Genomic DNA, 22,059 nt, shown 5'->3' with positions numbered 1-22,059 from the left:
ATCGACCATGCGACACGCCGATTTGCCTCGCTGACAAAGGACTGCAATCCTTTTCAGTACTCGCCGCAGTCAAGCGTCGCAGCCGAACATTTCGGAGGTCCTCATGCCCAAGGCCCTGCAACCCCATCCCGATCGCGCCTTGCCGGCCGGGGAGTCACGCGACCTGGCGCGCCGGATCCACGCGTCGACGAAGGATCTGCCGCTGCTCTGCCTGCACGGGCACGTCGACATCAGCCTGTTCGCGGCCGACGAGCCGTTCGGCAACCCGGCCGAGTTGCTGGTGATCCCGGACCACTACGTCACCCGGATGCTTGTCTCCCAAGGAGTCTCGCCGGATCGGCTGGGCCTCCCCCGCCGCAACGGCGCGCGGACTGCCGACCCGCGTGACGTCTGGCGGGAGTTCTGCGCGCACTGGCACCTGTTCCGCGGGACGCCTAGCCGGTACTGGCTGGAGCACGAATTTGCCGAGGTGCTCGGGCTGACGGTCCACCCATCGCCCGAGACGGCCGACGAGCTGTACGACCAGATCTCGGCGCGGATCGCCGAGCCCGACTTCCGGCCGCGGGCGTTGCTCGACCGGTTCCGGATCGAGCTGCTCTCCACGACCGATGCCGCGACCGATGACCTCGCCCTCCATGCACAGCTCGAGGCGGAGCTGCCCGGCCGGGTGATCCCGACCTTCCGGCCGGATGCGGTGGTTCACCTCGATCGGCCCGGCTGGAGCTACCTGGCTGAGCAGCTCGGGCAGCTCGCCGAGGTCGACACCTCGACGTACGGCGGTTATCTGGCGGCGATCCGGAAGCGGCGGCAGGTGTTCGTGCAGGCGGGAGCGAAGGCGACCGACCACGGGCATTTCAGCGCGGCGGCGACACCGCTGTCCGACGCGGAGGCCGAGCGGATCTACGCCGACGCGCTCAAGGGTCAGGTGTCGACCGAGGATGCGGCGGCGTTCGCCGGGCACATGCTGTTCCAGTCGGCGGTGATGTCGGCTGAGGACGGGCTGGTCATGCAGTTGCACCCGGGCGTGCTGCGGGACCACGATCCGGCGATCCACGCGACGTACGGGCCAGACCAGGGGCACGACATCCCGGTCACGACCGAGTTCACCCGCTCGCTGCGGCCGCTGCTTGAGCGGTTCGGGCATGCGGAGGGCTTCCGGATCGTGCTGTTCACCGTCGACGAGACGACGTACTCGCGGGAGCTCGCGCCGCTGGCCGGTGTGTATCCGGCGGTCCGGCTCGGAGCGCCTTGGTGGTTCCTGGACAGTCCTGGTGGGATGCGGCGGTTCAGGGAGCTGGTGACAGAGACGGCCGGCTTCTACAACACGTCGGGCTTCGTGGACGACACCCGTGCGTACCTGTCGATTCCGGCGCGGCACGACCTCGCCAGACGGATCGACGCGGGCTATCTGGCCGACCTGGTCGTGCAGCATCGGCTGGACGAGGAAGACGCGTTCGAGGTCGCGCAGGACCTGGCCTACAACCTCGCGCGGGACACGTACCTGAGGTAGCTGTAGTCTCCACCAGATCTGTACGGCTGGGTGGGCTGGAAGGAACGGTGGATGAGGCGTCGGGTCATCGTGGGCGGCGTCCCCCTTCAATGGGCAGCTGTCGCGGCCGGGTTCGCGTTGCTGCTCAGTGGATGCACGAGCGGCGACGATGGGTCCGGGAAGGCCGGTCCGGTGACGACGACGGTGACCGTTCCGACGGAGCCACCCGCGGCGGCGGCCGCTGTGCTTGGGCCGACGGGGCCTCGTACGGCGAAGGCTTGCAGCGGGGTGGAGATTGCGGTTGGCGCGGATCCGCAGCAGGTGATCGACGGGCACCCGGCTGGTACGGCGTACTGCTTCGCGAAGGGGTTGCACCGGATCGGCACGCCGATCGTGCCGCGGGACGGCGACCGGTTCGGTGGTGGGCCGGAGGTCGTGCTGACGGGGTCGAGGGCGCTGACCGGTTGGGTGCGCGATGGCAATCGTTGGGTGGTGCGCGGGGTGTTGCCGGCGGCGTATCCGCTCAAGGGGCAGTGTGAGGACAACCGGGCTAATCCTTGTCAGCGCGGGGAGCAGTTGTTCGTGGACGGCAAGCATCTGACGCGGGTGATGAGCTTGGGCGAGGTGAAGCCGGGGAGCTTCTTTGGCGACTATGCGGCCAATGCGGTGTACGTCGGCGATGACCCGAGTGGGCACGAGGTTGAGATGTCGCGGACGACGGCCGCGTTCACGGGTCGCGCGGAGCGGGTCACTGTGACTGGGTTGACGATCGAGCGTTTCGCGTCGCGACCGCAGGGCGGGGCGCTGGAGGCTGGTCGGGGCTGGCGCATCACTGGGAACGAGGTTCGGTGGAACCATGCGGTCGGCGTGATGCTGATCGAGGCCGATGGGGCGCAGGTGAGTCGGAACACGATCGCCGACAACGGGCAGCTCGGGCTTGGGCAGTACAAGTCGGCGGACGCACGGGTCACCGCGAACCTGGTGACTCGGAACAACACCGATGGGTTCTGGATCGCGGACTGGGAGTCGGGCGGGATCAAGTCGACGCGGTCGTCGGGCGAGGTTTCCGGGAACGACATCATCGGGAATCGCGGGGTCGGGCTGTGGAGTGATATCGCCGAGTACGACCGGCGGATCAGTGCGAACCGGATCCGGGACAATGCGGCTGACGGGATCCGGTACGAGATCAGCTATGCGGGCGTGATTGAGAAGAACGTTGTTGAGGGCAACGGGTTTGGCACCGGTCGGGGGTCCGGTGGGAGTCTGTGGGACGGCGGTGGGATCAACGTGAACACGTCTGCCGGTGTTCAGGTTCGCGGGAACCTGGTGAAGGACAACCGGAACGGGATCTCGATTCAATCCCGTACTCGCGGTGAGGGTCCGCGTGGGCGGTATGTGCTCAGTGATGTGGTCGTCGAGGGCAACCTGATCGTGCTGAACGATGCCGGGTCGAGCACCGGTGTGGTTGAGAACAAGGGCTCCCCCACGACGTCCGGTGCCATCACCTTTCGCCGCAACAGCTACCGGCTGCCCGGCAGCACCCGCTTCGCCTACCGCGGCAAATCCCTCACCTGGCCCCAATGGCAAGAAGCCGGCTTCGACCAAGACTCCGTCGCCAGCTAACCCATCGGCTCAGCGGGTGGCTGGGGTTGGGCGTTTGGAGCGGTGGCGGATTCGGTCGGCGTCGCAGATGGCGGCGGCGACCAGGAGGTGAACCGTCATTGAGGAGAGGTCGGATAGGCCGCTCTCGTTCAATGACGCAGCACTCACGTAACCCATGAGGAGGGCACCGCACGCCCGGATGTACGGCGTGGGTGCGCGTAGGACGGCGATCCAGGCGAGGATGACGGCCAGGGCGACGATGATGACCGCGAGCAGGCCGGTTTCCCAGTACAGGCCTAGCCAGCTGTTGTCGATGGCCATGACGTCGATATCGCCTTCGCCGCGTCGCAGCAGCACGCGTTTGTTGCCGAGGCCGTGGCCGATGATCGCGGTCTGGACGGAGACCTTCTCATCGAGCACCGCCTGCCAGCTCGTGGTGCGGCCGCTCAGGGAGCTGATCTGGCGGGTGCCCTGGCCGCGCAGCAGCCAGGTGTGTAGCGACCCGATCATCAGGAAGGCCAGACCGAGCAGAGCCGGTACGCCGAGGGTTGCCAACCGACCGAACCAGGTCTTGCGGGTGAGCAGCAGGGCGAGTACCAGGCCGAAGGCGATTGCCGCGGCGGACGTGCGAGTGCGGCTGGCGGCGATGAGGATGACGCCGAGACCGATCAAGGCTCCCGACGGTACGAGGGACAGCTTCTTGCAGATGAAGCCGATCAGCGCCAAGCCGAGCAGGATGGCGCCGACCTCGCCGACTCGGGGCGGCAGCATCGGGATGATGACGCCCTGCAGGCGATAGCCGGTGCCGAAGGAGCTCAGGGGTCGCCACGCCTGGCTTGGCGCATACGCCAGGCTCAGGACGACTGTGATTGCCAGCAGGATGTGCGCCCAGAAATGCGCGCGGACGAGCCGCTCCGGCACCTGCACGAGCGGACGCCACAGCAGGAACACCAGCACAAGGCCGATCAGGAACCGCGCCAACCGGGTCAACGGTCCCAGCGGCTCAGCCAGCAGGAACGCCGTCGCGGTCGCGAACATGACGTACAGCACGTAGAGAGTGCCGGTCGGATTGACGCGGGTCCGGAAGCCAGGCTTCGTGGCAGCCAGAGCGATCAGGAAGATCGCACCGAGCAGCAGCCCCTTCATCACGCTGTTGGTGGAACCCGTCGTCCCCTGGGGCGCAGCGACCCGTGACGACCACGGCTGCACGCCGAGCACGAACAAGCACCACAGCGCCAGCCAGAACCAGGCCGGCTTCTCCGACGGCGTTTCGACCGTGCCCGGGACCGCCTGGGCCAGCCGGTCCCGCCGCGGCGCCCAGCCGTGGCCGACTCGATACTCCGCTCCCCGACGGAACAGCTCTGCGCCTGATTGCATGGCGCAGTCAGCGGATGTGGGGGGTGGGAGATTCGGTCGGCGTGTAGTTGAGCGGGATGCCGAGAGTCTCGTCGTGGTCGGAGGCGCCGATCAGTACGACGCCGAGCACCGGAGCACCGGCGTAATGGAGAGCCGCGGTGAGGCGGGCGACGTCCATCTCCTTGTCGTGGCCGACCTGGACCACGAGGACGGAGGCCTCGACGGCGGCAGCGAGCGGCGAGATGCCGTGCCGGCCGACCGCAGCCGGGCCGTGGATGACGACCGAGTAGCCCGGCGGGAGGTCGGCGATGATGCCGGGTACCAGCGACGGGCCGACCGCGGAGGCGGTCTCCTCGTGGTTCAGGCCGGGCGGCAGGACGTACAGGTCGGCGACCGTGCCGGGGCGGAAGAGCTTGCGGGCGCGGATCGCGCGGGTCGCGGCCGGCTCGACGACGAGGTCGGTCAGGCCCTCATGACCTGTCACGTGCGGAAGAACCGGCGTACCCTCCACGTCGGCCAGGACGAGCAGCGTCTCGCGGCCGTCGCGGGCGTTCGCCTCGGCCATCGCGAGCGCGATACCGGCCGCGTTCGGGCTGGTGGATGCCGAGACGACGAGCAGCGCGCCCGCACCGCCACCGCCGAAACTGCGCGGGTTCAGCTCGCGACGAGCCAGCGCGCCGCTCGCCTCGGCGCCCAGCGCAGTGATCTCGTACTGCGGGAGCTCGGGCGCGGACCGGTGCCAGAACCGCCGCCGGTTGCCCTCGGAGGCCGCGATCACCGGCGAGCTCGAGGCGCGGGCCGCCTGGTCGCGAGTCAGGATGTACGGCGTCAGGTGCGACCGAAGCAGTGCCAGACCGAACCCGAGCACCAGCCCGAGGATTCCGCCGACCAGGATGTCGCGCGCGACCATCGGTGACGAGGAGGCGGTGTCGGTCGTGGCCGGAGTGACCAGCTCGCTCCCGGCGCCAACACCGGTCAGCGCCTTCCGCATGGCCGCCGCATCGTCGGCCGCCTGCCGGGCCTCGGTGGCCAGCCCGACACGCTGGTCGCGCAACTGGCTCGCGGTCTGGGTGTCGCCGCGCTGAACAGCCTCGTCGATCTGGCTGACCAGCGACCGCGACTGGGCAGTCGCCGTCTTCGCACGGTCCTGCGCCTGGCTGGCCAGTGTGGTCAGCAGCGCCTTCGCGGCGTCGTTGCGTTGCTTCAAGTACGTCGTCGCGATCGCGTTCGCGCGCTGAACCGCCTGAGCCGCGGTCGGCCCGTCGGTCGTCACGAGGTACGCGTTGTCGGTGACTGCCTTCACCCGAGTCACCGCAGCGAGGTCCTGAATGGTCTGGTCGGACGTCGGCAGCCCCAGCGACTCGGCGACCGTGCGCAGCAACCGCGGACTGGCCATCACCCGCGCCTGGGTCTCGGCCGGCAGGTCCATACCGAGCGGACCGGTCTTGTCGGTGCTGCTCGGCAGCTTCCCGACCAGGGCCGGCGGTACCGCCGGGCCGATGACGAGCTGGCTGGAGGCCGTCCAGCGCTGGGTCTGGGACAGCGCGAAAACCGATGCCCCGATCAGACCGAGCACGATGCAGGCCATGATCAGCCACTTCTGCCGTAGCAGTGACTGAGCGGTCTCCCGCCAGACCACAGTGCCCGGTTCCATCCCTACCTCATTCCGTCGACCAGCGCCTCAGGATAGCTACGACGGCAAGGCGTGGCGAGTCGGTCTCGCTGAGTGCCCTACTCTCTTGCCCAAGGTCGCGGGGGCGCGTGAGGGACCGGTTATGTCCGAGGGGGACATCGCAGCATGAAGAGATGGTTCGTTGCGTCGATCGCAGCCGCTACAGCATTGGTCGCCGCAACGCTGATCTACGCGCCGGCGGCGCAGAGCACCGAGGCCTCGTTGTCGGCCACCGACAGCCCGGTCTGGCAGACCAATGCCAGTGTGCAGGGTCTGACCGTCGCCGCTGGCAAGGCGTACGCCGGAGGCCGCTTCACCAGCGTCCGGCCGCCAGGTGCTGCCGCTGGGACCAGTGAGGTCGCGCAGGCCTATCTGGCCGCGTTCGACCAGGGCACGGGCGCGCTGGTCAGCTCGTTCGCCCCGGTCCTCAACGACCAGGTGTACGCCGTCGCTGCGACCGCGGACGGTTCCCGGATCTTCGTCGGCGGTGATTTCACCACGGTCGACGGCGTCACGCGGAACCGGATCGCCGCCTTCGACACCGCCACCGGCACGCTGGTCGCGAGCTGGAAGCCGAGCGTGTCCTACCGGGTCAAGACGATCGCCGTCTCCGGCAACACCGTGTACTTCGGTGGTTCGTTCGGCCTCGTGAACGGCCAGGACCGGCCTCGCCTCGCCGCAGTGGCCGCGGATACCGGGGCGCTGCTGCCATTCGCCCCCAACGTCAACGGTGACGTGTACGCCGTCGATGCGGCCGACGACGGCTCCAAGGTGTACGCCGGAGGCCAGTTCAGTCAGGTCAACGGCACCAGCCAGAACACCGTGGCCAGCCTCGACCCTGCGACCGGCGCGGTACTCCCCTTCCCCGGGGCGTCCGCCGTACCGCCGCCGAATGGGTCCTGCACCACCCGCGTGAAGTCGATCGACGCCAGTGGCGACACCGTCTACTTCGGGAACGGTGGTGACGGCGGCGGCTGCTTCGACGGCACCTGGGCGGCCGACATCGCGACCAACGCACTGAAGTGGAAGAACCAGTGCCTGGGCGCGACCGAGGCGGTCAAGGTCGTGAACGGCTGGCTGTACAAGGGCTCGCACGCCCACGACTGCGCGAACCAGGGAGCCGGCGGCTTCCCGCAGGGCTTCGGCTACCGCTTCCTGCTCAGCCAGAAGCTGACCGACGGAGCACTCGGCCCGTGGTTCCCGAACACCAACGCCGGTCCGCCCACCGAGGTCGGACCGCTGGCGTTTGCGACAGGCGGCAGCGACCTGTGGGTCGGCGGCGACTTCACCACCTCGAACGGCGTCGCCCAGCAGGGGCTCACTCGCTTCACGAACGCGAGTCCGGGGGCCGCACCGGCGAAGCCGGCCAAGCTCACGCCGTACAGCGTCGAGCCGGGTGTCGTGCAGATCCACTTCCCGACCGTGGTCGACAACGACGACAGCACGCTGACCTACCGCCTGCTCAAGGGCTTCAGCAACACCACCATCGCGACCTGGACCGCCAAGTCGACGCCGTGGGACCGCCCCTGGCTGCACTACACCGACACCGCCGTGACCCCAGGTGAGTCCACCAACTACCGGGTCGAGGTCAGCGACGGTACGACGACACTGCGCGGCAACTACTCCGACGCGGTGACAGTGGCGAGCGCGAAGTCGACGGCGTACGACCAGATCATCGGCTCTGACGGCCCGCAGGCGTACTGGCGGCTCGGCGAGCCCGCCGGTACGACGACCTCGGTCGACTCGTCCAGTCAGAGCAACAACGGCACCTTCACCGGTATGTCGCTCGGCGCGGCCGGTGCGATTGCCGGGAACACCGCTGCGTCCACCAGCACGACCAGCGGCCGCATGGTCGGCGAGAAGGCGTACAGCATGCCGCAGCAGTTCACTGTCGAGGCCTGGGTCAAGCAGAGCTCGACACGCGGCGGCCGCATCATCGGCTTCGGCAGCTCCAAGACCGGCAACAGCGCCGGTGGCGGCGACCGGATGCTCTACATGCGCTCGAACGGCGCGATCCTGTTCGGTGTCAACGACGGCGCCCAGCGGACCGTGACCAGCCCGTCGGGCAAGAACGACAACCAGTGGCACCACGTGGCCGGCACCTTCGACAACGGTCTGCTGAAGCTGTACGTCGACGGAGTCCTGGTCGGCAGCACCAGCACCGGTACGGCGGCCCTGTACTACGGCTGGTGGCGGATCGGGTACGACAACACGAGCACGTGGACGGGCGGCGGGGCCACCCAGACCGGTCTCGGCATCGACGAGGCGGCCGTCTACCCCTACGCCCTGAGTCCGGTCCAGGTGCAGGGCCACTACGATGCCCGATAAACACTCTGGGAGCATTCCGTCGGGGAGTTGTAGCACAAAGTCATAACGTGGTGGGGGGTCGGTTCCCAGCCGACCGCCCACGGCGCTAGTGTCCGCAGCTGGTGCGTCGTGCGGCACGCGCCGCCGACTGATCCCCCGCCCAGTCAAAGGAACTTGATGAAGAAGCTAGTTCTGGCCCTCGTCACCGCGGCGGCCGTCGTCGCCGCGGCGCTGATCCCGTCCGGTGCACCGGTCGAGGCTGCGTCGAAGGGCTTCGGCTCCGCGGTCTCCGCGGTCAAGCAGACGGCCTGGCAGACGAACAGCAGCGTGAACGCGCTGGCGATCGCGGGCAACACCGTGTACGCCGGTGGTCTCTTCACCAGGATCCGCCCGCCGGGCGCGGCCAAGGGCCAGCGGGAGTCGGTCCGCACGTACGTTGCCGCCTTCAACAAGACCACCGGCGCCCCGACCACCTTCGCCCCGAAGCTGAACGGTGCGGTCTACAGCATCGCGACCAGCCCCGACGGCAAGTGGGTCGTGCTCGGCGGCGACTTCACCACGGTGAACGGCGTGAAGCGCAGCAAGGTCGCTCTGTTCAGCGTGGCCACCGGCCAGCTCGCCGCGTCGTGGGACCCGGTTGTCGCGGCCCGGGTGAAGACCCTGGCCGTCTACGGCAACAGCGTCTTCATCGGCGGCGCGTTCACCAAGATCGACGGCCAGGTCCGCAACCGGGTCGGCGCTGTCACGCTCAGCACGGGCGCACTGCTCAAGTGGAACCCGAACGCGGACGACGACGTGTACGCGATCGCCACCTCCGACAACGGCACCCGGGTGTTCATCGGCGGACCGTTCACCACGATCAACAGCCGCGATCACTACTCGGTAGCAATGGTGAACAGTACGACGGGGGCCGCGCTCGCGTTCCCCGCCGCGGCCGGGATCCCGGAACCGACCTGGAACTGCACCACCCGGGTCAAGGCCATCGACACCCTCGGCAACCGGGTCTTCATCGGCAACGGCGGTGACGGGCCTGGCTGTTACGACGGGATCATCGCGGCCGACGCCACCACCGGCAAGATGCTCTGGCAGAGCAACTGCCTGGGCGCGAACGAGGCGCTGAAGGCGATCGACGGCTGGCTCTACAAGGGCTCGCACGCTCACGACTGCAGCCAGGACGGCTCGTTCGGCGACGGCACCGGCACGCACTTCCTGCTGGTCCAGAGTGTTGCCAACGGCAAGATCGGCCCCTGGTTCCCGAACACCGACGCCGACCAGAACAGCACCACGAAGGTCGGCCCGCTGGCGTTCGCCGGTGACAGCACCGGTCTGTGGGCCGGTGGCGACTTTCTGCATGTCGCCGGAAAGCCCCAGCAAGGACTCACCCGGTTCAGCAGTGCGCCGGGTGGCGCGTATCCCGCCGTACCGAAGGCTCCTGGCCTGACGGCGGGCCGGGCCAAGGTCACCATCAAGTTCACCGATGTCTACGACCTCGACAACATCACGCTGACGTACAACGTCTTCCGCGGTAACACCAGGATCGGGTCCTACAAGTACAACTCGTACTACTGGGACAAGCGGAAGTCCTACACGGTGACCGACACCGGGGTGAAGTCCGGCCAGACGGTCGGCTACCGGATCGAGGTCACCGACGACCGGAATACCGTCAAGAGCTCGACAGCGACCGTCAAGGTCCAGTAGAACCATGGGGGCTGCCCGCACGGGCGGCCCCTTCGCATTCGCCCGCCGGCCGCCTGCCGGTCCCCGGAGTACATTTGAACCCGAGGGGGGTTCATAAAAGTGAGGAAACTTATCGCTGCGCTCGGCGCGGCAGGTCTCGGCGTTGCCGGGCTCCTGGTCGCTCTGCAGCCGGCCCAAACCGCAGTCACCACCGGTGGCCCGCTCACCGCGCTGCCGGCTTCGGCCTGGCAGACCGACGCGAGTGTGCTCGGCCTGGCCGTCGCCAAGAACAAGGCGTTCGTCGGTGGCCGCTTCCTGAACGTCCGTCCGCCCGGTGCCGCCCCGGGCGCCAGCCAGACCAGCCGGACGTACCTGGCCGCGTTCAGCACCAGCTCCGGTGCGCTCGACACCTCGTTCAACCACGTGCTGAACGGCGTGGTCTGGTCGATCGTCGCGTCGCCGGACGGCTCGCGGATCTATGTCGGCGGTGACTTCACCAAGGTCGACGGTGTCACCCGGAACCGGGTGGCCGCCTTCGACTCCACCACCGGCGCCCTGATCGCGAACATCAAGCCCAGCGTGTCCTACCGGGTCAAGACGCTCGCCATCGGCGGCAACAGCCTGTACTTCGGTGGTTCGTTCGGACTCGTGAACGGCGTCGCCCGCAACCGCGCGGCGGCGATCAGCACGGTCGACGGCACGTTGCTGCCGTGGAACCCCAACGCCGACGCCGACGTGTACGCGATCGACGCGGCCGACGACAACTCGAAGGTCTACCTCGGTGGCACCTTCACCAAGATCGGCACCACCAGCCGGTGGGCCGTGGCGAGTGTGAACAACTCGACCGGTGCGATCCTGCCGTTCTCCGCGGCCTCCGCCGTACCGAACCCGACCTCGACCTGCAAGAGCCGGGTCAAGGACATCGAGACGGTCGGCACCAAGGTGTACTTCGCCAACGCCGGTGACGGCGGCGGCTGTTTCGACGGCACCTGGGCGGCCGATGTTGCCACCGGCAACCTGGTCTGGCGGAACACCTGCCTCGGCGCCACCGAGGCGATCACGATGGTGAGCGGCTGGCTGTTCAAGGGCTCGCACGCGCACGACTGCAGCGCGTCCACGGCCGGTCCGGCGTTCCCGGAGGGCACCGGCAACCACTACCTGCTGCTGCAGAACCCGGCCGACGGCAAGCTCGGGCCCTGGTTCCCGAACACCAACGCCGCGGCTCCGACGCAGGTCGGTCCGCTGGTCTCGGCGACCGGTGGCACGGACCTGTGGGTCGGCGGTGACTTCACCAAGGTGAACGGCGCCAATCAGCAGGGTCTGACCCGCTTCACCAACCTGGGGACCGGCGCTCTCCCGCTCGGCCCGGCGTTGCCGACGCTGTCCAACGCGGTCACCAAGCAGGTCAAGGCGACCGTCCAGACCTCGGTCGACAACGACGACATCACGCTCACCTACCGCCTGCTGCGCGGCTCGGCGAACGTGGTGGTCGCCACCACCACCGCGAACTCGACGTTCTGGAGCCGGCCGAGCATCACGCTCACCGACCCCAACGCGCCGCTCGGTTCGCAGATGTACCGCATCGAGGTCACCGACGGGAAGAACACCGTCCGCGGCGGCTACTCGACCATCACGGTCAAGTAGCTCTCGGCAGGGTTCCACGTCATACCGGGGTCGTACGTCGTACCGGCAAAGTAGGTTCTGTTGGGCGATGCCGGCCCCGGTTCGGGTTCGGGATGCTGTTCTCATGACACGTCGGACTCTGCAGCTGATCGGTACGGCGCTGGCCGGAGCAGCACTCGCGACGGCTCTGCTGATCGGGCTGCACCGGCCCGGGGCGCGGCTGTGGACGACCGCGGCGTCGTTCGCGCTCACTGTGGCCGCCCAGCTCCGCTGCGGGGACGCCCCGGTCACCCCGACCGAGTTCGACGGCCTGTTAGACCGCAGGTAGCTCAGGCGTTGGCGCGGCGGTGAGAGGCGATGGCGCGGTTGGCTTGATGCCACCACAGCAGCAGCGTGCAGAACGACGCGCCGGCCAGGCCCCAGGCAGCGCCGCTGGCACCGGCCAGGAAGGCGCCTCCGACGCCACAGACGACCAGTGCGACCGATGAGACCAACCGGACGCCCAAACCCCGGTTAGCGGCCGCCAGGGCCCGCAGAATCGCGAAGGCGCCAGCATTCGAGGCACCGAAGGCCTGGAGCAGGATCACTGGGATCAGTACGGCGTGTGCCTGCGCCCAGACACCTGGTCCCAGCAGCTCGCGGCCGACGACTGGTGGGAGCAGCAGGAACACCGCTCCCCAGGCGAGCGCTCCGGCGCCAACACCCAGTGAAATGGCCAGACCGACCAGCCAGAGCCTGCGGTAGGAGTGCCGCAGCGCACGGCCTGCTTCGGGGACCGAGATCATCCGGATGCCCTGGTTGAGCACGTTCACCGGACCGAGCAGGACCTGGGCACCGCGGATACCGGCGGTGGCGGCCAGCCCGGCTGCTGCGGTGATCCCGAGCATGTAGACCTGGATCGTGCCGGAGATCGCCAGCATCTCCCCGACGTACTTCGGGGTCAGGTCCCAGTTCCGGCGTACCCACTCTCGGATCAGCTGGCGGCGCGGCGCGAGCCCGGTCTGGAAACGACCGGCGACGGCGGCGATCACCGCGCCCAGTCCCCAGGCGAAGGTGAGGGAGAACGCGGACGCGGTATCGGTCAGGTACAGGCCGCCGAAGATCGCGAGCATGCTGAGCAGCCAGATCAGGTCGTTCAGGAAGGCCTTGTAGCCGTCCCCCACCACGAAGAACGCCCAGCGCCACGCGTCCTGCAGCAGCAGCCCTGGCAGGGTGACGGCGAAAGCGATCAGCACCCCGCGCGACGGCATACCTGGGAACAGTGCGATCGCCAGCCCGACCAGTAGCCCGAGAAAGCCGAGCAGCAGCGCGGTCGCCGTACTGGCTCGGACCGCGCGCTCCCAGGCCGGCGTACGGCCGTCAGTGGAGTGCCGGACAGCCAGTGGCTCAGTGGCCACCGCACGGGACACATTCAAAGCGATCGTGTAGCCGCCGAAGGCCAGCGCGTACACACCGAAGTCAGCGACCGAGCTGGACCGTGCCACCACCACACCGACGGCCAGGTTGCTCAGACTGGACAGGGCCTGGTCGGCCAACCCCCATCCCGCGCGACCGGCCGGTCCGGCCAGTCGACTGAGTTTGGGCGGCCGAAACTTCACTCCCGCACGTTACACAGCACGTGGCGGGCGACGCAGGATGCCGATCCCGAAACGCGGAATCCCGATCAGATAGCGCTTCCACAGCCGCCGCGGCTCCTTGTAGAGCCGATAGCTCCACTCCAGCCCCGCGCGCTGCATCCACAGCGGTGCGCGGTCCAGCCGCCCGGTGTGGAAGTCGAACGCCGCACCGACGCCGATCAGGATCGCCGCGTTCAGCCGCTCGCGGTGCTCAGCCATCCAGCGCTCCTGTTTCGGAGCGCCGAGTCCGACCCAGATGATGTCCGGCCGCGCCGAGTTCATCCGGTCCACCGTCTCGGCGTCCTCGGCCTCGGTCAGCGCCCGGTACGGCGGGCACTCGACCCCGAGCACCTTCAATGCCGGGTGCTGTTCCTGGAACCGCATCCGCAGCTCGTCGGCCACGCCCTCGGCACCGCCGTAGAAGTACTGCGTCCAGCCACGCTCGGAAGCCTCGGCCATCACCCGCTCGAGCAGGTCCGGCCCGGCCACCCGGTCCATCTGCTCAAAGCCGGCCTTCTTACCCGCCCAGACCAGCGGCATGCCGTCCGGTACGACGAGACCGGCGGTGTTGTACACCTCTGTCAGCCGCTCGTCCGCCTTGGCGTGCAGCAGCGCGTTCATGTCGGTGACGCAGACCAGCTGCCGCTCACCGTGGTCGATCCAGCGCTCGAACGTCGCGACGGTGTGATCGAGATTGGTCACGCTGACCTGGATGCCGAGTACGTCGACCCGGTCCGCTGCAGTGGCAGGGGCCTCGAGATCGGTCATCGGTCGTCCTCCGGGGTCAGCAGGGCCAGATCCGCGTCGACCATGATGCGGACCAGTTCGGGTACGTGGGTCTGGGCCTTCCAGCCCAGCTCGGTGTTCGCCTTCGACGCGTCACCGATCAGGGAGTCGACCTCGGTCGGGCGCTCGTACCGGGAGTCGTGATCGACGAACTCCTCCCAGTCCAGCCCGACATGATCGAAGGCCAGCGACACGAAGTCTCGCACCGAGTACGACGTACCGGTCGCGATCACGTAATCGGCCGGAGTGTCGTGCTGCAGCATCCGCCACATCCCCTCGACGTACTCCGGCGCGTACCCCCAGTCCCGGCACGCATCCAGGTTCCCCAGATACAGCCGCTCCTGCTTGCCCAGCTTGATCGCCGCGACCGCGCGGGTGATCTTCCGCGTCACGAAGGTCTCACCCCGCCGCGGCGACTCGTGGTTGAACAGGATCCCGTTCACCGCGAACATCTCGTACGCCTCGCGGTAGTTCCGCGTCATCCAGTACCCGTACAGCTTCGCCGCCCCGTACGGCGAGCGCGGGTAGAACGGGGTCGACTCGTTCTGCGGCGGTGGCGTGGCACCGAACATCTCCGATGACGACGCCTGGTAGAACCTGCAGTCCAGACCGATCATTCGGATCGCCTCGAGCAGCCGCGTCGTCCCCATCCCGGTCGTGTCACCGGTGTACTCCGGCTCGTCGAACGACACCCGCACATGCGACTGCGCGGCCAGGTGGTACACCTCGGCCGGCTGGATCGAGGCCAGCAACGTCACCAGCCGCGAGCCGTCGGTCAGGTCCCCGTAGTGCAGGAACAACCGCTTGCCCGTCTGCTGCGGATCCTCGTACAGATGGTCGATCCGCTTCGTGTTGAACGTCGACGCCCGCCGGATCAGGCCGTGCACCTCGTAGCCCTTGGCAAGCAACAGCTCAGCGAGGTACGACCCGTCCTGCCCGGTGATGCCAGTCACGAACGCTTTCTTCATACAGCGTGCTCCAAGTACCAGGCGTAGGTGGCGGCCACTCCGTCGGAGAGGTCGATGGTCGGCTTCCACCCCAACGCCTGCAGGCGGCTCACATCGAGCAGCTTGCGCGGCGTCCCGTCCGGTTTGGACAAATCGTTGCCAATGGCCCCTTCGTAGCCCACAACGCGGGCAACCAACGAAGCCAGTTCCTGGATCGTCACGTCCTCGCCGACACCGACATTGATCGGCTCCGGCTCGTCGTACGTCTCCAGCAGATGCAGGCACGCGTCAGCCAGGTCGTCCACATGCAGGAACTCCCGGCGCGGCGTACCACTCCCCCACAACACCACCTCCGGCGCGCCCGCGACCTTCGCGTCGTGGAACCGCCGGATCAACGCAGGTAACACATGTGACGACGTCAGATCGAAGTTGTCGTTCGGCCCGTACAGGTTGGTCGGCATCGCCGAGATCCACGGCAGACCGTACTGCCGCCGTACCGCCTGGACCTGCATGATCCCGGCGATCTTGGCGATCGCGTAAGCATCGTTGGTCGGCTCCAGCTCGCCGGTCAGCAGACTCGACTCGCGGATCGGCTGCTCGGCGTACTTCGGATAGATGCACGACGATCCGAGGAACAACAACCGCGGCGTCCGTACGTCGAGGGCCGCGTCCATCAGGTTGACCTGAATGCGCAGGTTGTCGCTGAGGAACTCGGTCGGGTGATCGCGGTTCGCCAGGATCCCGCCGACCCGGGCCGCGGCGTCGATCACGACCTCCGGCCGATGCTCGGCCAGGAACGCGAACGTCGCATCCCGGTCCCGCAGGTCCAGCTCGGACGACGAGGCACCGATCAGCCGGGTGTGCCCGGCCGCCTCCAGCCGCCGCCAGATCGCGGAGCCGACGAGGCCGCGATGGCCCGCCACGTAGACGGTCGCATCAAGTTGCATCAGTACGCTCCCGCGCCGTAGAACACCGCACGCGCGGTCTTCCAGAGAATCAGCAGGTCGAGTGTCATCGACCAGTTGTCGACGTACCGCAGGTCGAGCCGGACCGACTCGTCCCAGGACAGGTCGCTGCGGCCACTGACCTGCCACAGGCCGGTGATCCCCGGCTTGACCAGCATCCGGCGGGAGTCGTCGGCAGCGTACAGCGCGACCTCCTCGGACAGCGGCGGCCGGGGGCCGACCAGCGACATCTCACCGCGCAGGACGTTGAACAGCTGCGGCAGCTCGTCCAGCGAGAAGCGCCGGATCCAGCGGCCGAGCGGCGTCATCCGCGGGTCGTCGCGCATCTTGAAGATCACACCGTTGCCGTCGCTCAAGGCATAGAGGTCACCCAGCCGCTGCTCGGCATCGGAGTACATGCTGCGGAACTTCAGCATGGTGAACTCGGCACCCGCGCGGCCCACGCGCTGCTGACGGAACAACACCGAGCCCGGGCTCGACAGCCGGACCGCGAGCGCCAGACCGATCAGCAACGGCGACAGCAGGATGATCATGCCGAGCGCGATGATCCGGTCGAAGACGGCCTTCATCAGGTGCGGTCCACCGCTGACCGAGGGCCGCTCGAGGTGCAGGAGCGACAGGCCGGCGACCGGGCGGACCGAGATCCGCGGACCGGCGACCTCGATGATGCCCGGCGAGACGATCAGCTCGATCCCGCGCTGCTCCAGCGCCCACGACAGCCGGCGCAGCGAGTGCCCGACCAGCTCGGGGTCGGTGGAGATGGCGACGACCTCGACCGCGTGCCGGTCGGCGGCGGCCAGGATGTCCGCCTCGTCCAGCTCATCGGCGTGCAGCGGCCCGTCGGTCACCTCTTCGGTGCGCGGACGGCAGGTGGCGACCACCCGGAATCCATCCGTCGGCCGGCTCTCGAGGTGCTCACACAAGGTTGCGGCCGGGACGCTGTGCCCGACCACAAGAACCCGATGCATACAACGACCTCGAACCCGGTGCCGGTGCAGATCCTTCCGCAGCGCGTAACGCAGGCACAGCGCGGCCGCACACATCACCGGAATCGCCAGTACGACGAAGCCGCGCGCGATCTCGGTCTTCGTCACGTACGACGCCATCGCCACCGCCGCGGTCAGCCCGACCCCCGACCGCAGCAGCGACCGGAACTCGTCCGGCCCGGTCCCGAAGTACCGGGGGTCGTAGCCCTTGGACAACGCGACCGCAGCCACCCAGGCCAGCGGCAGCAAGCTGCTCACGATCAGATAGCCACTGCCGACCCCCGAACCGAACCGGGCCAGCAGCGCTACGAAAACCCCGAGCATCGCGGCCAGCAGATCACCACCGACGGCGGCCCAGCGGTACACCCCGAGCCAGCGAGGTTCGGTCGAGCGCGACGACCGGGGAACGATGGCGGGAACCTCATGCGGAACCACCCAGAGCGGACGGCGGCCGTCGACCGCGTCCGGCGCCTCAGCTCCGCTCACTCCGCTTCCTCGTGTCTGCGCGTCATACCTGTCAAACGGTGATCACCGCACTAAGTGACGGTGAAATCCTGGTTTCCTCGCTCTCAAAATTCACCCGCATGTTGACGGCGAGTCACGGCAGGTTACTACGCGCCGCGGTGTACTGCGACCACCGACGCAGAACCGTTGCAGAGAACTTGCACGGACCACGAACTTAGGCAACCCTAATCAAGTAGTCGCACCCACTACCAAAGGAGTCCGGTGACCACCATCGACGACCTGATCGGTTTCGGCCTCGACGCGTACCGCAGCTACGCGCCGGATCCGGAGGCGCCGGTGTGGCTGGCCGCCCGACGCGATCGGGCCAGTTGCGCCGTACTAGCCGAGACCGTCCCGACCGCGGAGCTCGCCCCCGAGTCACAGGCCGAGTTCGCGGCAACCCTGGCCGAGCGCGGCCTGGACGTCACCGAGTTCCAGCTGATCGCCGTCCACCCAAGGCAGTGGGCCCAGCGCCTAGCCACCCGCTGCGCCGGCGAGCTAGCCAAACGCAACCTAGTCCTCCTCGGCGCCAGCGCCTAACCCCTGCCGGCCCGCAAGACGGCCCCCTCCACCGCCCCACCCCCACCTCGCCCCCAAAGAGCAGCCGTCCACTCCTGAACACCCCCGCTGCTCTTTGTGCACCCACCTCATCTTTGTGCACCCACCGACCACACTGAGCTCGCGAAAATGACTGGTGGGCCCTCAAAGTGCGATCTCGTGCACAAAGACAAGGCGACCCACCTTTGGGGGCACGGTGGCTTCGGTCGCGGGCCCACCACCAGCGGCCCTGGCTTGACTGTGGGGAGATTGCCGCCGGTAAACGATGGAGAACGGCATGGAGCTCACACTCGACGGCGCACTCGTCACATTGGGCAGCACGCCCGCCACATTGGGCGAGACGCGCGCCAGGGGTTAGTGGGTTACGACGCGGGCGGTGTGGTGGAGGAAGGTGTGTAGCTGGCGGCCGACTACGTCGGCGGCGAAGTTTTGCTGGAAGGTGGTTCGGGCGGCTGCGGCCAGGCGGGTGAGCGTGGCGGGGTCTTCCATCAGGTTGATCAGGATCTCGGCGGCCGCATCGGCATCGTCGAGGGGCCAGAAGAGGCCTTCGGTGCCGGGGTGGACTACGTCGGGGATGCCGCCGACGGGGGCTGTGATGACAGGGAGGCCCTCGGCCATGGCTTCTACTAGGACTATGCCGAAGCTTTCCATGGTGGCGGTGTGGCAGTAGACGCGGTGTTGGCGGACTATCGGCCGGGGGTCCGACTGGTAGCCGAGGAAGCGGATCTGGTCGGCGATGCCTAGCTCGGTTGCCTGCTTCTGCAGGGCGGCTCGCTCGGGGCCGTCGCCGACGATGGAGAGGGTGTAGCGGTGGCCGCGGGCTGCTGCGGCGCCGAGGATTCGGAGCAGGTGGGTGTGGTTCTTGCGCGGTTCGAGTCCGCCGATGGTGACGAGGTCGGCGACAGGCGAGGGCGCGACGGCTGGGCGCGGGCTGTCGGGTACCGGGTTGGGGAATACTGCGCTCGGCACGTTGTGCAGGGCTGGGATGCGGGCTTCCAGTTGGGACTTGTTGAAGCTGGAGACGTAGACGATCCCGTCGAGCTTGCTCAGTACGTCGGTCTCGTGCTGCTGGATCGAGCGGAAGAGAGTGCCGTCGCGGGGGATCTCGCCCTTGTCGGCCCACTCGTCGGCCTGCGAGATGTTCAGGTGCGCGACCATCACGACGGACTGCGTGGTGCGGACTCGGAGGGCGACGCCGGCGCTGATCGGGCATTGGGCGTAGATCACCGCATCAGGGCGCGAAGCCAGGTGCCGGCGAAGAGCGGCTTCGAGGTAGCGGGCGTGCCAGTACTCGTGCCAGCGGATCCCGGCCGGGCGGCTGATTCGGCGGATGCCGATTCGGGCGGCGAAGATCGGGAGGACGAACGGCGAGCGGGCTGCGAACGGGCTGACCACGCTGACCGGCTCGGACTCTGCTCGTAGGTAGGCGTCGAAGGTGCGGACGTGACTCTGTAGACCGGATGGGCCCTCGAGTCTCATCAGCGTCGCGATGACCACTTCTCTCATGCCGGCGCTCCCTCAGGTGACAGGTGCGCCGTACCGAAGTGCTCGTGCTGTGCCTTCTGCAACCGGCTCCACCAGATTCCGCCGCCGACGATCGACGCGATCGCGGTCCCCCACACAGCGCCTTGGGCGCCCCAGAACACGGCACCGGCCGCGGCCATCGCGACGAAGAGTGTGGTCACGACGATCTGGCACTGCATGGTCAGGTCGGCTCGACCAAGGGCGCGCAAAGCAGCCGACGGACCCACGTGGGTGCACCCAGCGGCACAACTCACGACGATGCCGAGGACCAAACCACGCGCGTCGGCCCAGACATCGCCAAGCACCAGCCGCCCGATCCCGAGCGGGAACGTGACCATCACGGTCACCCCCCAGGCGAGGGCGACAACCGCCAGCCCACCACTCAGGGCAGCACCGAGGCGGAGTAGCGCGCGACGACCGCGGGTCAACGCCCGAGCAGCCTCCGGAACCGCGACCTGGCCGACCCCCATCAGCAGCGCAGCGACCGGCCCGATCACCATCTCCGCGCCACGAATCGCACCGGCGGCCGCGAGACCACCGGTCGTCGCGACCACGAGCGCGCGGATCTGACCACTAGCACCCAGTACGACGTTCTCCACCAGGAACCGCATGCCCAGATCGCGGTGCTTGCGCAGCCAGCCCAGAGCGAGCCCCGGCCGCGGCAGGATCCGCGCCTGCCAGATACCGAACAGTCCCGCGACCCACGCCGTACCGCCGAAGACGAGGAGCGCGAAGGTGATGCCGCGGACGTCAGCGGCGTACCCGACCGCGAGCACGGCAACCATCAGCACGGACCACACGGCGTCGTTGACGAACGTCTTGGCGCCTTGACCCGCAGCGAAGAACGCCGACCGCCAGCTGTCCTGGAACATCAACCCCGGCAGAACGATGCCCAGGGCAATGAACGCGGCACCGGCCTCGGATCCCGGCGTGAGCTGCTTCAGCACCACGCCAAGTCCCACACAGATCAGACCACTCAGTACGCCGACGAACAGCGCGACCCCGCCCGCAGCGGCGACCGCCTGCCGCCAACTGTCCTTCCCTGCCGCACTGAACCGAACCATCACCGCATCGGTCGACAGCGCCCGCGAGCAATTCAAAGCGATCGCATACGCGACAAACGCCAGTCCAAGCGCACCCAGACTCGCGGCCCCCATCAGCCGGGCCACGAACACCCCGAGCAGGAAGTTGCCGAGACTGGACACCGCCTGATCGGCGATCCCCCAACTCAACCGCCCGAGGACCTGCTTGCGCACGCTCACGGTCGGCCCCCGAACAGTACGGCGGTCAGCTCGGCGAACTGCTCGTCCAGCCGCTCCCGAACCACCTGCAGCCGTTCGTCGATGGTGCCGACCACCCGCACCCGCTCGCCTTGGAGCGCCGCGAACTGCTTGTACAGGCGTTCGGCATCAAGCTCGCGAATGTCCTGGAACCACTCCTCGACACCGAACTGCTCCATCACCGCGAGGTGCTTGCGTCCGTACCCGATCGCGATCGTCGGCTTGCCGAGCTTCAGCCCGAACAGCACGGTGTGAAAACGGGTGCCGATGACGGTGTCGACCGTGCCGAGCTGATTCATCAGCTCATCGGTGGACGTGAACGGTTCGTACACCACCTGCGCCGACTGGACCCGGGACTGCACATCCAGCACAACTGCCTCGTCGGCCTCGTCGCCGATCAGCAGCCGGACGCGGCGCCCGTCGGCCAGCAGACGCTCGACGAACTGCGTCATCCTGGCCGTGTACTCCTCCTGGATCTGCTCGGCGTGGGCGCGGTCCTCGTCACCGCCGGGGAACGCCATCACTCCGACACCGACGCAGTCGCCGGCCGGAGCGATCGGCGGCGTCGGCAACGCGAAGACGAGGTCCGGATAGACCTGATCGGACAGACCGGCCATCCGCATCTTCTGCGCGGCACCCAGCGACTGCTCGTCGCGGAACGAGCGGTAGTAGGCCAGCCGGGCGGACCGCGACAGCAACCAGCCGTTGACCCGTTCGCGGATCACGTTCGCGCCCACGCTGACGAAGGCGACCTTGACGCCGAACAGCTTGCCCGACAGCGACATCACGAACTGCGACCACGGCAGCTCCCACGGCCGCTGCGGCAACGTGGTCTCCAGCACGCCCATCCCCGGAATGACGACAACGTCGTGCCGCCGGACCCAGGACATGATCCGCCAGGTGTCGATCACCGACGCGGCGACGATCCGGCCGAGTGACACCGCCACCCGGATCGGCTTCGGACCGCGTGCAGGTTGCGAGCCGGCCAACCAGCCGAGCTGCGCCGCCGGTACGCCGTACCGTTCGGTGACTCGCTCCGGTCCGGAGCACAGGCTGTCGAGAACGGCGTCCGGCCGCTCTGCCTTCAGGTAGGCCAGGACGGCCTCGAGGGTCGCATCGTTGCCGATGTTCCCCGAACCGAGCCGGCCGAACAAACCGATCCGCACG

At 68.1% G+C, this 22,059-nt stretch carries 17 protein-coding genes; 7 read left to right on the top strand and 10 right to left on the bottom strand.

Features of this window, described 5'->3' with window-relative positions; genetic code table 11:
* Positions 1 to 103: 103 nt before the first annotated feature.
* Positions 104 to 1,510 carry a glucuronate isomerase gene (gene uxaC, locus ACFTSF_RS28115; RefSeq protein WP_380156984.1) on the top strand — a complete coding sequence of 469 codons (1,407 nt, stop codon included), beginning with the start codon at positions 104 to 106 and terminating at the stop codon, positions 1,508 to 1,510.
* 51 nt (positions 1,511 to 1,561) lie between these two features.
* Complete coding sequence (locus ACFTSF_RS28110; protein WP_380156982.1) at positions 1,562 to 3,112, top strand: right-handed parallel beta-helix repeat-containing protein; 1,551 nt, start codon at positions 1,562 to 1,564, stop codon at positions 3,110 to 3,112.
* 9 nt (positions 3,113 to 3,121) lie between these two features.
* Here the strand turns inward: ACFTSF_RS28110 and ACFTSF_RS28105 are convergent, their stop codons facing one another.
* Together ACFTSF_RS28105 and ACFTSF_RS28100 are read right to left on the bottom strand one after the other, a co-directional pair.
* The gene (locus ACFTSF_RS28105) at positions 3,122 to 4,468 is read right to left on the bottom strand and encodes an O-antigen ligase family protein (protein WP_380156980.1); all 1,347 of its coding nucleotides are present in this window, start codon (positions 4,466 to 4,468) and stop codon (positions 3,122 to 3,124) included.
* A gap of 7 nt (positions 4,469 to 4,475) precedes the next feature.
* Positions 4,476 to 6,101 carry a Wzz/FepE/Etk N-terminal domain-containing protein gene (locus ACFTSF_RS28100; protein WP_344150437.1) on the bottom strand — a complete coding sequence of 542 codons (1,626 nt, stop codon included), beginning with the start codon at positions 6,099 to 6,101 and terminating at the stop codon, positions 4,476 to 4,478.
* 144 nt (positions 6,102 to 6,245) lie between these two features.
* Between ACFTSF_RS28100 and ACFTSF_RS28095 the strand changes: the two genes are divergently transcribed.
* From ACFTSF_RS28095 to ACFTSF_RS28080, 4 genes are all read left to right on the top strand, one after another.
* Positions 6,246 to 8,447 (top strand): LamG-like jellyroll fold domain-containing protein, encoded by a 2,202-nt coding sequence (locus ACFTSF_RS28095; RefSeq protein ID WP_380156978.1) that lies wholly within the window; start codon positions 6,246 to 6,248, stop codon positions 8,445 to 8,447.
* Positions 8,448 to 8,603: 156 nt separating this feature from the next.
* Positions 8,604 to 10,124 carry a fibronectin type III domain-containing protein gene (locus ACFTSF_RS28090; protein WP_344150433.1) on the top strand — a complete coding sequence of 507 codons (1,521 nt, stop codon included), beginning with the start codon at positions 8,604 to 8,606 and terminating at the stop codon, positions 10,122 to 10,124.
* Positions 10,125 to 10,223: 99 nt separating this feature from the next.
* Positions 10,224 to 11,747: a fibronectin type III domain-containing protein gene (locus tag ACFTSF_RS28085; RefSeq protein ID WP_380156977.1), complete on the top strand. Its 1,524-nt coding sequence runs from the start codon at positions 10,224 to 10,226 to the stop codon at positions 11,745 to 11,747.
* A 103-nt stretch (positions 11,748 to 11,850) separates the two neighbouring features.
* Positions 11,851 to 12,054: a hypothetical protein gene (locus tag ACFTSF_RS28080; RefSeq protein WP_344150427.1), complete on the top strand. Its 204-nt coding sequence runs from the start codon at positions 11,851 to 11,853 to the stop codon at positions 12,052 to 12,054.
* A 1-nt stretch (position 12,055) separates the two neighbouring features.
* On the opposite strand, the gene ACFTSF_RS28075 is transcribed toward ACFTSF_RS28080, so the two are convergent.
* From ACFTSF_RS28075 to ACFTSF_RS28055, 5 genes are read right to left on the bottom strand one after another with little or no spacing between them, the layout of a single operon-like run.
* Positions 12,056 to 13,324 (bottom strand): hypothetical protein, encoded by a 1,269-nt coding sequence (locus ACFTSF_RS28075; RefSeq protein ID WP_380156975.1) that lies wholly within the window; start codon positions 13,322 to 13,324, stop codon positions 12,056 to 12,058.
* A gap of 9 nt (positions 13,325 to 13,333) precedes the next feature.
* Positions 13,334 to 14,110 (bottom strand): WecB/TagA/CpsF family glycosyltransferase, encoded by a 777-nt coding sequence (locus tag ACFTSF_RS28070; protein WP_380156973.1) that lies wholly within the window; start codon positions 14,108 to 14,110, stop codon positions 13,334 to 13,336.
* Complete coding sequence (gmd, locus tag ACFTSF_RS28065; RefSeq protein WP_344150418.1) at positions 14,107 to 15,096, bottom strand: GDP-mannose 4,6-dehydratase; 990 nt, start codon at positions 15,094 to 15,096, stop codon at positions 14,107 to 14,109. The genes ACFTSF_RS28070 and gmd overlap by 4 nt, the downstream gene beginning before the upstream one ends.
* A complete protein-coding gene (locus tag ACFTSF_RS28060; RefSeq protein WP_380156971.1) occupies positions 15,093 to 16,022 on the bottom strand; it encodes a GDP-L-fucose synthase family protein in 930 nt (309 codons plus the stop codon). Before ACFTSF_RS28060 ends, gmd begins: the two co-directional genes overlap by 4 nt.
* Entirely contained in the window at positions 16,022 to 17,512 is a 1,491-nt protein-coding gene (locus ACFTSF_RS28055) for a sugar transferase (RefSeq protein WP_380156969.1), read from the bottom strand. The genes ACFTSF_RS28060 and ACFTSF_RS28055 overlap by 1 nt, the downstream gene beginning before the upstream one ends.
* Before the next feature lie 240 nt (positions 17,513 to 17,752).
* Here ACFTSF_RS28055 and ACFTSF_RS28050 point away from each other — a divergent pair, with 240 nt between their 5' ends.
* A complete protein-coding gene (locus ACFTSF_RS28050) occupies positions 17,753 to 18,070 on the top strand; it encodes an IucA/IucC family protein (RefSeq protein WP_344150409.1) in 318 nt (105 codons plus the stop codon).
* Positions 18,071 to 18,442: 372 nt separating this feature from the next.
* On the opposite strand, the gene ACFTSF_RS28045 is transcribed toward ACFTSF_RS28050, so the two are convergent.
* From ACFTSF_RS28045 to ACFTSF_RS28035, 3 genes are read right to left on the bottom strand one after another with little or no spacing between them, the layout of a single operon-like run.
* Positions 18,443 to 19,594, bottom strand: coding sequence for a glycosyltransferase family 4 protein (locus tag ACFTSF_RS28045; protein ID WP_380156966.1), 1,152 nt, complete (start codon positions 19,592 to 19,594; stop codon positions 18,443 to 18,445).
* Positions 19,591 to 20,874: a hypothetical protein gene (locus tag ACFTSF_RS28040; protein ID WP_380156964.1), complete on the bottom strand. Its 1,284-nt coding sequence runs from the start codon at positions 20,872 to 20,874 to the stop codon at positions 19,591 to 19,593. The genes ACFTSF_RS28045 and ACFTSF_RS28040 overlap by 4 nt, the downstream gene beginning before the upstream one ends.
* Positions 20,871 to 22,058, bottom strand: a complete 1,188-nt coding sequence (locus tag ACFTSF_RS28035; RefSeq protein ID WP_380156962.1) for a polysaccharide pyruvyl transferase family protein — start codon at positions 22,056 to 22,058, stop codon at positions 20,871 to 20,873. Before ACFTSF_RS28035 ends, ACFTSF_RS28040 begins: the two co-directional genes overlap by 4 nt.
* Position 22,059: the final 1 nt, after the last annotated feature.

This window comes from Kribbella sp. NPDC056951, from assembly GCF_042674205.1.
Taxonomy (GTDB): Bacteria; Actinomycetota; Actinomycetes; order Propionibacteriales; family Kribbellaceae; genus Kribbella; species Kribbella yunnanensis.
Note: the sequence above shows the minus strand (reverse complement) of the source record. Positions and strands in the feature narration are given on the sequence as shown.

What these genes read in the sequence shown, in the direction of transcription:
- uxaC (WP_380156984.1), top strand. Translation starts at nt 104, where the DNA reads ATGCCCAAGGCCCTGCAACCCCATCCCGATCGCGCCTTGCCGGCCGGG.
- ACFTSF_RS28110 (WP_380156982.1), top strand. Translation starts at nt 1,562, where the DNA reads ATGAGGCGTCGGGTCATCGTGGGCGGCGTCCCCCTTCAATGGGCAGCT.
- ACFTSF_RS28105 (WP_380156980.1), bottom strand. Translation starts at nt 4,468, where the DNA reads ATGCAATCAGGCGCAGAGCTGTTCCGTCGGGGAGCGGAGTATCGAGTC.
- ACFTSF_RS28100 (WP_344150437.1), bottom strand. Translation starts at nt 6,101, where the DNA reads ATGGAACCGGGCACTGTGGTCTGGCGGGAGACCGCTCAGTCACTGCTA.
- ACFTSF_RS28095 (WP_380156978.1), top strand. Translation starts at nt 6,246, where the DNA reads ATGAAGAGATGGTTCGTTGCGTCGATCGCAGCCGCTACAGCATTGGTC.
- ACFTSF_RS28090 (WP_344150433.1), top strand. Translation starts at nt 8,604, where the DNA reads ATGAAGAAGCTAGTTCTGGCCCTCGTCACCGCGGCGGCCGTCGTCGCC.
- ACFTSF_RS28080 (WP_344150427.1), top strand. Translation starts at nt 11,851, where the DNA reads ATGACACGTCGGACTCTGCAGCTGATCGGTACGGCGCTGGCCGGAGCA.
- ACFTSF_RS28070 (WP_380156973.1), bottom strand. Translation starts at nt 14,110, where the DNA reads ATGACCGATCTCGAGGCCCCTGCCACTGCAGCGGACCGGGTCGACGTA.
- gmd (WP_344150418.1), bottom strand. Translation starts at nt 15,096, where the DNA reads ATGAAGAAAGCGTTCGTGACTGGCATCACCGGGCAGGACGGGTCGTAC.
- ACFTSF_RS28060 (WP_380156971.1), bottom strand. Translation starts at nt 16,022, where the DNA reads ATGCAACTTGATGCGACCGTCTACGTGGCGGGCCATCGCGGCCTCGTC.
- ACFTSF_RS28045 (WP_380156966.1), bottom strand. Translation starts at nt 19,594, where the DNA reads ATGAGAGAAGTGGTCATCGCGACGCTGATGAGACTCGAGGGCCCATCC.